8 protein-coding genes and 2 pseudogenes are annotated in these 9,671 nt (G+C 67.3%); 5 read left to right on the top strand and 5 right to left on the bottom strand.

Annotation, left to right across the window (positions count from 1 at the left end):
- The 3 genes and pseudogenes from EET03_RS01645 to EET03_RS01635 form a co-directional block, all read left to right on the top strand.
- Nucleotides 1–94 (top strand): annotated as a pseudogene (locus EET03_RS01645) (ExeA family protein); the annotation flags it as partial.
- 105 nt (nt 95–199) lie between these two features.
- On the top strand, nt 200–709 hold the full coding sequence (locus EET03_RS01640) for a hypothetical protein (protein WP_075541673.1): 510 nt from the start codon (nt 200–202) through the stop codon (nt 707–709).
- Between the two features lie 628 nt (nt 710–1,337).
- Nucleotides 1,338–2,159, top strand: a complete 822-nt coding sequence (locus EET03_RS01635) for a reverse transcriptase N-terminal domain-containing protein (RefSeq protein ID WP_244232198.1) — start codon at nt 1,338–1,340, stop codon at nt 2,157–2,159.
- Between the two features lie 439 nt (nt 2,160–2,598).
- On the opposite strand, the gene EET03_RS32240 is transcribed toward EET03_RS01635, so the two are convergent.
- From EET03_RS32240 to EET03_RS01610, 5 genes are all read right to left on the bottom strand, one after another.
- Nucleotides 2,599–4,494, bottom strand: coding sequence for a serine/threonine-protein kinase (locus EET03_RS32240; RefSeq protein WP_075541674.1), 1,896 nt, complete (start codon nt 4,492–4,494; stop codon nt 2,599–2,601).
- Between the two features lie 36 nt (nt 4,495–4,530).
- Nucleotides 4,531–6,027, bottom strand: coding sequence for a bifunctional phosphatase PAP2/diacylglycerol kinase family protein (locus EET03_RS01625; RefSeq protein ID WP_075541672.1), 1,497 nt, complete (start codon nt 6,025–6,027; stop codon nt 4,531–4,533).
- A 20-nt stretch (nt 6,028–6,047) separates the two neighbouring features.
- Nucleotides 6,048–6,662, bottom strand: a complete 615-nt coding sequence (locus EET03_RS01620; protein WP_075541671.1) for a muconolactone Delta-isomerase family protein — start codon at nt 6,660–6,662, stop codon at nt 6,048–6,050.
- A 58-nt stretch (nt 6,663–6,720) separates the two neighbouring features.
- Complete coding sequence (locus tag EET03_RS01615; protein WP_075541670.1) at nt 6,721–7,593, bottom strand: glycoside hydrolase family 16 protein; 873 nt, start codon at nt 7,591–7,593, stop codon at nt 6,721–6,723.
- A gap of 133 nt (nt 7,594–7,726) precedes the next feature.
- Nucleotides 7,727–8,740, bottom strand: a complete 1,014-nt coding sequence (locus EET03_RS01610; RefSeq protein ID WP_075541669.1) for an NADP-dependent oxidoreductase — start codon at nt 8,738–8,740, stop codon at nt 7,727–7,729.
- A 56-nt stretch (nt 8,741–8,796) separates the two neighbouring features.
- Between EET03_RS01610 and EET03_RS01605 the strand changes: the two genes are divergently transcribed.
- Both EET03_RS01605 and EET03_RS01600 read left to right on the top strand, forming a co-directional pair.
- Nucleotides 8,797–9,531 (top strand): DUF3060 domain-containing protein, encoded by a 735-nt coding sequence (locus EET03_RS01605; protein WP_099193909.1) that lies wholly within the window; start codon nt 8,797–8,799, stop codon nt 9,529–9,531.
- Nucleotides 9,532–9,597: 66 nt separating this feature from the next.
- Nucleotides 9,598–9,671: pseudogene (locus EET03_RS01600) on the top strand (IS607 family transposase); the annotation flags it as partial.

The following is a 9,671-nucleotide window of genomic DNA, read 5'->3' as shown; positions in this document are numbered from 1 at the left end:
GCTACAAGCCCTCGTCGCCGCGTTCGCCGCCGACAAGGCCATCGTCGACGAATCCTCCACCCGCACCGCTGTTGCCGAAGTCACGGCGGACTGAACACCACACCGACACCCCGAACACCACCGACCCCGCCGGACATCCACCGGCGGGGTCGTTTCACACCCGCACATCCTCACGATCAACGCCGCCATCATCCTCATCGTGAATGCCGGTCAACACCGGCTGGGCATCGGCTACACCGCTCTAGACAACGGGTTCCGCGACTGCGAGGACCCCGCCGCGCTGCAGCGCATCTGCGACCGACTGGGGTCGGGCGCGGTGAAAAGCTTCTTTTGGCGCTGGCAAAAGCTGTTGCCATCGCCGTTCACCCGCGATGACTTGCGTGCGGGCTACGTCTACGAGCTGGCGTTTCGCCAATTCGAGGTTTCTGATACCCGGGTGTTCGACCGGCCCGCGGCCGGGCGATCGTTTTTCGAACAGCTCATCCGTGACCACCTCGACATCGGGCGCCCGGAGAAGGTGTCGCTGATCTTCGACCGGCGCATCAGCTCGCGCACGCCGGGCACCTGGCACACCCAAGTGATCACCAAGGGTGTGGATCCGCAGATCAGCTGCTACTACAAGTCGAGTCGGATCAAGCAGTACTTCAATTGCGACGCGAGGTCGCACGCGGTGAGTGACTACGTCGATTGGAGGGTCAGCCGATGTTGACGACGTAGTCCGGGTCAGTGTCCGGGACCTGTCCCCACCGCAACGTGCGTGATTGCTGCCTCCAGCGGCGGTCGGGTGCGAAGCTCGCGGGAAAGCCCAAGGGTCCTCGCTCCGTCCGGGGTCCACAGGTCGGGGGAAGGCTGGGCATGGGGTGAATGCCAGTGAACCCTCGCTGATGCCTCGTTAATTGCACATCCTGGGACGGTTTGTGATGCCGGGATGACAGGGACCGGCCGTTGAACGGCGGCAGGCGGCGGCCAAGGATTGAGCGCAGCCGTGTGGACACCGCCGTCCCCGGGGTACAGAGGGCACCCAACCCCAGCCGGGTCTCATGCGTGCGGAACACGGAAACCCCGTCAGGGTCCGCCATCCCTTCCGGGGGTTGGCGGTAAGCCGGAGGTAACGAAGGCCCAACTCCCGGAAGGGCACAGGATGCCCAAGAAGCGAATGCCGGCAGCCGAAAGGCGGCAGGAAAGCGAAATGAGGTTGATCGGCCCTCCGCCGATCGTTTCGTATAACTGGCCGGATACCGGGCCATGTGCCCGGGCGTGAAAACGCGCCCACATGGGCAGGCGAGCCTTTGAAGACCAATCGGCCGGAACGGCTGGTACCGAAGGACAAGTTAGACATGACAGGGCATGTGTTCGCGGTTGCAATGGCGCGCCTTGGAGTGAACGGACCCGAGGACCAGCGCCTTAAGCAGGACGTCGGTGAGTGGGAGACCATCGACTGGCGGTCCTGCGAGGAGCAGGTACGGCGGTTGCGGCAGCGGATCTTCAAGGCGACGCAGGAAGGTGACTGGCCCAGGGTCAGAAGCCTGCAGAAGCTGATGTTGGGTTCCCGGTCGAACACGTTGGTGAGCGTGCGGCAGGTGACGCAGCGCAATGCTGGGCGCGAGACGGCGGGGATCGACGGGGAGGTCGCGTTGACCTCCGAGGCGAGGGCGGATGTGGCGGTGCGCGTGCACGACAGCATCCGAACCTGGACGCCTTCCGCTGTCAAGCGCGTGTACATTCCGAAGGCATCAAACCGTGCGAAGCTGCGTCCTTTGGGCATTCCCGTGCTTATGGATCAGTGCCATCAGGCACGGGTCCGTAACGCGCTGGAACCCGAGTGGGAGGCCCGGTTCGAACCCCGCTCGTACGGGTTTCGGCCGGGCCGCAGCTGCCAAGACGCGATCGGCGCGATCTATACGACCTGCAAAGGCCCTCGGGCAAAGCGGGTTTGGGCGCTGGACGCGGACTTGGCCGCGGCGTTCGACAGAATCGACCACGACCACCTACTCGCCGCGATCGGGCCGTTCCCAGCCAGGGAGGTGATCCGAGGTTGGTTGAAGGCGGGCGTGTTCGAGCCCGGCAAAGGGTCTGCCAGCGTGCCGAACCTTGTTGCTCGACTCCGGGATTCACGCTCGAGCCACCTCGGGCCGCAAGCAAGGACGCTGCTGACCTAGCCAGCCCGCTCAGGGTTGTCTGGTTCCGGCAGTCACATCTTTCACAGTGATCTCTGGCCGGCCCGGTGCACAATTTGCCCGCCTAATCGCGACAAATAATGGCGCGCCGCGCGCGCAACGAATTGTCGCTCAAAGGCGGGCAAAACGAGACACCTCGAACCCGCGGAGACCGATGTGGCTGATGGGAAAGTCGCAGTTGCGTCCTGCGACTCGGGGCATCAGATCAGCGTCGTCCTCGTCGCCTGCAGCAGTGCGATCTCTGACTCGGACGCCGCCCGGCAGGCCGCGTGGGCATTGAGCAGATCGTCGCGACCACCCCGCCGCGGAACCGGCCGTCGACCGACGCATCCTCCGAAAACCCCGAGCCCGAGGTGCTGAATCGCTACGCGCAGCTGTGCGACCCAAAGGTCGTGACACCACCAACAGCCGATCGCCGAGCCTAATCGCCGGTGCGCTCGAATGTTTCGTCGAACTCGACGCTGAGGGTGCACGACTTGATCTGTTGATGGTGACCGTGCGCGGTGAGCAGCATGATCGGATCCTGCGGCGGTTGCGGCAGGGCGAACTCCGCGGTGTCTTTGACCGGCGTCGTGCCGCCGCTGGCGCATGTCGCTTCCCGCTCGGTCGACAGGATCCAACTCCTGCTGCTGAACACCAGCGGCTTGGAGCCGTCCGGTGGCGCGTGGAAAAAGCTCATGCACCGCTCCCCGGTGCGCAGACAGTCGGTGCGGACGGCCCAGTCATATTGCTTGGGTGTCGCGCCGTTGGCCCATTTGACCGTGTCGTGGTAGCGGCCATGCAGTGCCTCGGCCGGCGACACCACCCGCGGCGCCTGGCTCGCCGGATCCGACACCGCGGTGACGTCGACGTCTCCGGTCCGGGTGAAGGTCACCGCCTTCTTGATCGCGCAGCCGTTGGCGCTGGTCTTGCTGAATTCGCCGGAAAGTGTGCCGTCGGGCCGCGGTTGCAGTATCAATACCACCCAGAATTCGGCGTTGACGTCCTGGCACGTGGCCGTGGTGAGACCCACCGCCAGCCAGTGTCCGCCGACGTCGTCGAGCACCATCGTCGGCAGCGAGGTGGTCTCGCCGCCCAGGCGTGCCGCCGTCGCCACGCAGCCGGTGGGGCGGCACACCGAGCGCACCCCCCAGGTGGTCGTCGAGGCCGTCGCACCCGGGATGGCTAGGCCGTCCAGGCCGGGGCCGGTGGCCGCGTCGTAGTCGCCCCGGTAGGTGCCGGTGAACGGACCGGCGCTGGGCACGGCGGCCGAAGGCGCCCCCGCCACCGCCGCGTTGCTCCGACCGTGGTTCCCGGATAGCTTCACGGCCGCCAAGACTCCGGCCGCGCTGAGCACCGCGACGGCCGCCAGCGCGGCAACCAGGACCCGAGTGCGCCGTACCGGCCGCTTGCCGACCTGCCGCGGGGACGGCGGCACCGGGGCCGCACGCGTCGGCGCCAATTGGGTGTCCTGGTGGTTTTGCCCTTGAAGGGGCGCCGGCGCGCAACGGGAGTCCAGGTGCTCGGTGAAGTCGCGGCAGTGGGCAAACCGCTCGGCCGGCTTCTTGGCCATCGCCCTGGCGAACGCCGGGTCCAGGGCTGCCAGTTCCGGGCGGCGCTCGCCGATCGGTGGCGGCGGGGCCATCACATGTTTGGTGATGACGGCCGCGGCGCTGGGCGACTGGTAGGGCTGGGTGCCGGTGAGCATGTGGAAAGCGGTGCAGGCCAACGCGTATTGATCCGCTCGCCCGTCGATCGGCTCCCCCATCAGCTGCTCGGGCGCGGCATAGGCGACCGTGCCGATCGCGAAGTTGGTGGCGGTCAGACCCGCGGTGTCGTCGACTGGCCGGGCAATGCCGAAGTCGGCCAGGAACACCCGTTGGGTCTCCGACCCGGGATCGGCGATCAGGATGTTGGCCGGTTTGACGTCCCGATGCAGCAGACCGCGCTGGTGTGCGTAATCCAGTGCTGACCCCACCGCGGTGATGATCGGCACCGCCAGATCCAGCGCCATGCCGCCGGGATAGCGTTCGCCCAACAGTTTGGCCGCATCGGTGCCGGCGACGAAGTCCATGGAAATCCAGAACTGGCCGCCGGACTCGCCACGGTCATGGATGCCGAGAATGTTGGGATGCCACAGGCTGGCGGCGATGTCGGCCTCGCGGACGAACCTGGCCCGGTACTGCGCGTCGGCGGTGAGCTCAGCCGAGAGCACCTTGAGCGCGTCGCGGCGCGGCAACCGCGGATGCTGCGCCAGGTATACCGTGCCCATCGCGCCCGCGCCCAACACCCGCAGGATGGTGTATCCCGCGAACACCTCGCCAACCGCGAGCGGCATTCGCACATGGTAGGTCGGCGTTTTCGGTCACCGAGGTCAATTCGGGGGAAGCGGACGAAATACCGGCAATGCCCGATACTTGGCGCTGAAGCTGGCCTTGTCGTATTCCTCGCCGACTTCGCCGTCATGAGCGACGACGGTGGGCCCGTCGACGGCGGCGAAGCTGAACTCCGGCACTTGCAGTTCGTGGTAGAGCGGGCTGCGCTGCAGACGGCCCAGCGCCAGCGCGCCCAGAATCCGCACGGTCGCCAGCCGCCGGCCGGTTTCCAGAATGCGGACGTCGATCAGGCCGTCATCCATGCGGGTACGCCGCGCCGGGGCGAACCCGGTGGGCAGATACACCGAGTTGCCCAGGAAGAACAACGACGTGTGCACGGTCTTGTTGTCGTAGCGGATGCGCACGGGCTGGTCGTTGCGCAGCGTGTGCAACGTGGCATAGATGCTGGCCAGCGGCTTGCCGATGCGTCTTTCCAGCTTTTCGCGCTGCTGGACGAAAGTGGGGTACGCGCCGATGCTGGCATTGTTGACCACCATCCGGCTTTCGTTCAGGCACACCAGGTCGACGCAGGCCACGCTGCCGGCCCGGATCGCGTCGACGGCCTTGCCCACTGTGTCGCACCCGATGTCCTTGGCGAAATGGTTGAACGTCCCGGCCGGAAACACCGCCAGCGGGAGCCCGGCATCGTAGGCGACCGCCGCGGCGGTGGACACCGTGCCGTCTCCCCCGCCGACCGCGAGCACCTCGGCGCGGCCGGCCGCGGCACGCAGGACCTGTTCCGGGTCGTCGTCGGGACCCAGCTCGACGATCTGGGCCCGCGGTAGCTCGGAACGTATCTCGTCGAGCGCCCGGGCACCGTTACCGCCGCCCGATGCCGGGTTGATGACCAGGACGACTCCGGCGCCGTCGGGTCGTGGCGGGGTCTGCACCCGCAGCGGTTCGGTAGTCGGCAACGTCGTCTCGACGATCGGTGGCACCAGCCGCCCGCCCAGCACGGCGATGCCGGCGCCGATGCCGAAACCGGCAAGCACATCGCCCGGGTAATGCGCTCCAGTCGCCACCCGGGACAAACCCACCAGGCCGGCCAGCAATGCCAGGGCGAACCCCAGCGGTGGATTCTCCAGCCCGACCCCGACGGCGAACGCGGCCGCACTGGCCGAATGCCCGGACGGCAGTGAATTGGATGTGGGGCGCCGACGCACTCGTCGGACCAGCGGTACCGAGTCGTCGAAGGGACGCGGGCGCCTACGGATTCGCTTGGCGACCTGGTTGGTCACCAAGCTGGTGACCCCCAGCGTCACGACGCCGCGTACCGCGCCGCGCTGCGCCGCAGGCTTTTTCGTGGCGAGCAGGCCCGCAGCGATGGCGAACCACAACTTGGAGTGATCGGCCGCGCGGGTCAGCGGCGGCATCACCGAGTCGAGCAGCGGAGTCTGCGCCTCGGCGATCACCCCGAACAGTTCCCGATCGAGGCTGCCCAGGCCCCGGGTGATCGCTGTGATACTTCGCGCGCGTTGCCGGGGCCACCTGTTCACTCAACCCACCCTAACGCCGGTCACCGCAACCGAATCGGGTCGTTGGGATGCGGGCTCAGCGGCGTGGTCTCGATGGTCATCCATCCCGACAGCGGCAGCGATTCCAGGATGGCCATCAGCTCGCCGGGATCACGGGCCCGCCACAGACCCACCATGCACGGGCCGTCCGGCCCGTCGGGCAGAGTCCAGAGCCGCACCAGGTGTCCAGCCTCGGCCAGGTCACGGGCGCGGCGGGCCTGGCGCGCCGAGGCGTCGTCGAGGACGTGCGCCGCCGTGCCCGGCGGCACCGTGACGGTCATGGCGATCAAGAACTCCGGCCCCTTACCGGGCCGCGGAGTTATCCCCGCGCCCGGCGGGTCGTCGGGATGGCAGCCGAGCGCGCGGACCTCGTCGGTGCGCCAAATCCGCAGTGGCATCGAGGCGAGCAGCTGCTCCAGACACTCGTCGTCGGCGGCGGCGAAAAGCCCTAGCGTGCGCCATTCGCCGGGCCGAACCGGTGGGCGCCACAGCCGAAGCAGGCTTTCCCGGGCCGCGAGCTCGCGGGCGTGCGCGGCCTCACGAGCGCGGACGTCGTTGACCTCGTCGGCGGACGTGCCCTCGGGAACACGGGTGGTCATCGTGACCAGAAATTCCATGCTGTCTCCCGGGCAGGCCGTGCCGAGGGCTATTCGGGGTGACCCCGGAGCTTGGTGCCTAGAAGACGCGGACCCAGTCGACGAGCATCTCCTGCGGGTAGGTGCCGCCCGCCGGATCGCCGCCACCGGAACCACCGACGGCGAGATTGAGAACCGGGAACATCGTGTAGTCGGGGTCGTTGAACGGCCATTCACGGAAGGGCTCGTCCAAATTCTCGATACCGGTTGCCGCGACAGTGAAGTACGGCTGCATCCCGTCGGCATAGTCCAGCCAGAAATACATGCCGCTCGGATTCCACGTGACCCGCCAGTTGTGCCAGCCGCTGTCCACACCAATTGGGCACGTCTCGAATGCCGTCCCGTCCGGGTTCGCGTGCACCGTGGTTCCCGACGGCCAGGTGCCGTTGCCGTACCACTCGATCAGGTCGACCTCGCCGCTGCGGCCGGGATCGTCGTTGGACAGCCACCAGGCAGGCCACATACCGGGCGCCAGGCAGTTGAACTTGATCCGGGCTTCCCAGGTGGTTCCGATGCCGCCCCGCCACAGGCCATGGACCAAGCCGCCGAAGTATTCGTTGCCGTCCCGGGTGGCGCGCAACACCAGGTTGGAGTTGCCGTCCAGGAACACGTTCTGGCGGCTGTCGCGGTACTGTCCCCAAAATTGGGGCTGGTCGAACCCGACGGGGTTCTTGATCGGCGTCCGGTGGCTCGACACCGCCCACTTCGACGGATTGGGAGCCGAGCCGGCCGGGCCGTCGAACTCGTCGTGAAAGAGGAAGCCACCGGTTGCCCCCGCGGCCGGGGCCAACGGCGTCGGGCTCGCCGGAGGGGACGGGGCGGCCAAGGCTGTGGGGGCCGGTATCGCGGCCGCCAGCGCGCCGAATCCGGCCATCATCATCAGTCGGCGACGGTCAATCTCGGGCATAAGCATGGGACGATAGCAGCTCACTTTGCGCCGCGCCGACTCTGGGGCGACCACTCTTCGCTTCGTGTCCAGGCCGGCGCGGTCGTCGACATCGTGCGAGAAGCGCAAGCGTCACAAGCGCTCTCGCGTACTGTCAGGACTAACTGGGTTCGCTGATCTTGACCAGCGTCTTGCCGATGTTGGCCCCGGTGAACAGCCCGTTGAGGGCGTCGACGCACGACTCGATGCCGTCGAAAATGGTCTGCCGGTGTTTGAGCCGCCCCTCGGCCTCCCACTGGCGCAGGTGGGCGAAAGCCTCGTCGAAGCGGCCCCACTGCTCGAGAGTGTTGAACCCCTGCATGAGCGCGCTCTTGGACAGCAGGTTGACGTAATTGGCCGGACCCGGGTGCTCGCCGGTCAGGTAACTGGAGATGACACCGCACAGCACCACCCGCGCCTTGTGGGCGAGCCGGCCCAGCACCGCGTCGAGGATGGGGCCGCCGACGTTGTCGAAGTAGACGTCGACGCGCTGGGGGCAGTGCGCTTTGAGGGCGGCGGGCAGATCCTCGTTCTTGTAGTCGATGCACGCGTCGAATCCGAAGTCTTCGACCACCGCCCGACACTTCTGCGGCCCGCCGGCGATGCCCACCACCCGGGCTCCGGCGATCTTGGCGATCTGCCCGGCCACCGATCCGGTGGCGCCCGCCGCCGCCGACACCACCACCGTTTCGCCCGGCTTTGGCCGGCCGATGTCCGCCATCCCGAAGTAGGCGGTGGCCCCGGTCGGGCCGTACACCGACATGATCGCCAGCTGGTCACTCTCCCCCGGGATGGATGTGCTGAACACGTCGTCGCGAATGATCACAAACTCCTGGAAGCCGGTCAGGGTGGTTACGACGTCACCGACAGCGTAAGCGTCGCAACGTGTTTCGACGACCTCGCCGATTCCTGCCGCCCGGATGACTTCGCCCAGCCGCACCGGCGGAAGATAGCCGGGCTGGTCGTCCAGCCAGGTTCGGGCGGCCGCGTCGATCCCCACATAGGTGGTGCGCAGCAGCGCCTCGCCCGGCGCGGGCTGGGGTGCCGGTGAAGTGATCAGCTCGGTGTCATCGGGTTGGACCAGCCCGGTGGGGCGGCGACGCAACACGATCTGGCGGTTGGTCAAGTCCGGCACGATGTCGAGCTTATTCGGGCCTATTCGGCAAGATCCCGTTATGGGAGCATCTGTGCATGAATCGAGAGGACGACCCAGAAGCCCGGATCCGCCAGCTCGAGCAACCGCTGGCCGACGCGGCGCGCGCGTCGGAGCTGGGGAGTTCGCAGCCACCCGGCGGCTCCGCATACCAGGGGTACCCGCCGCCGGGCCCGGTGCCGCCGCCACCGCCGATGCCGCCTCCGTACGGCTCGACGTATGGGTCCTATGACTCGTATGGCTATCAGTCGCCGTTCCCGGGGGCCACACCGCGATCGTCGTCGGGCAACCGCCTGTTCTGGATTTTGGCCGCGGTCTTCGTCGTCGGGATCCTGGTCGTGGTCGGTGGCATCGTCGCCTTTGCGGGAAGCCACATTTCGCGCACGTTGTCCACCCTGACCCCCACCTTCCCGACGATCAGCAGCCCAGCCGGGACCGTGGCGCCGCCGTCGGGAAGCAAGACTCAGACACCGACGGCCGGTCCGTCGACGTCACCCGCGCCGCCGCCGGGCGGCAATCTCAGTGTCAGCGGCCTCCACGAGAACAAGACACTCGCCTGCAACGACAGCGTCGTCGAAATCAGCGGAATGTCCAACACGGTCGTCATCACCGGCCGTTGCGCAAGCCTGACCGTCTCGGGCATCGAGAACACCGTCACCGTCGACGCCGTCGACACCATCGAGGCCTCCGGCATCAACAACAAGGTCACGTATCACTCGGGCTCACCGAAGGTCAGCAAGTCCGGCAGCGGGAACGTCGTCCAGCAGGGCTGAGGGGCTGCCAGCTGTTGCGGGTTGAGTGGTCGGTAGTTGTCAGTGGTGTGCGGTAGGAACAAAGGTATGAATCTGGCGGCGTGGGCTGAGCGCAATGGTGTTGCGCGGGTGACTGCGTATCGCTGGTTTCGCGCTGGTCT

Source organism: Mycobacterium innocens (assembly GCF_900566055.1).
GTDB classification, from domain to species: Bacteria; Actinomycetota; Actinomycetes; order Mycobacteriales; family Mycobacteriaceae; genus Mycobacterium; species Mycobacterium innocens.
The sequence above is the reverse complement of the archived record's forward strand: the minus strand, read 5'-3'. Positions and strand labels throughout refer to the sequence as shown.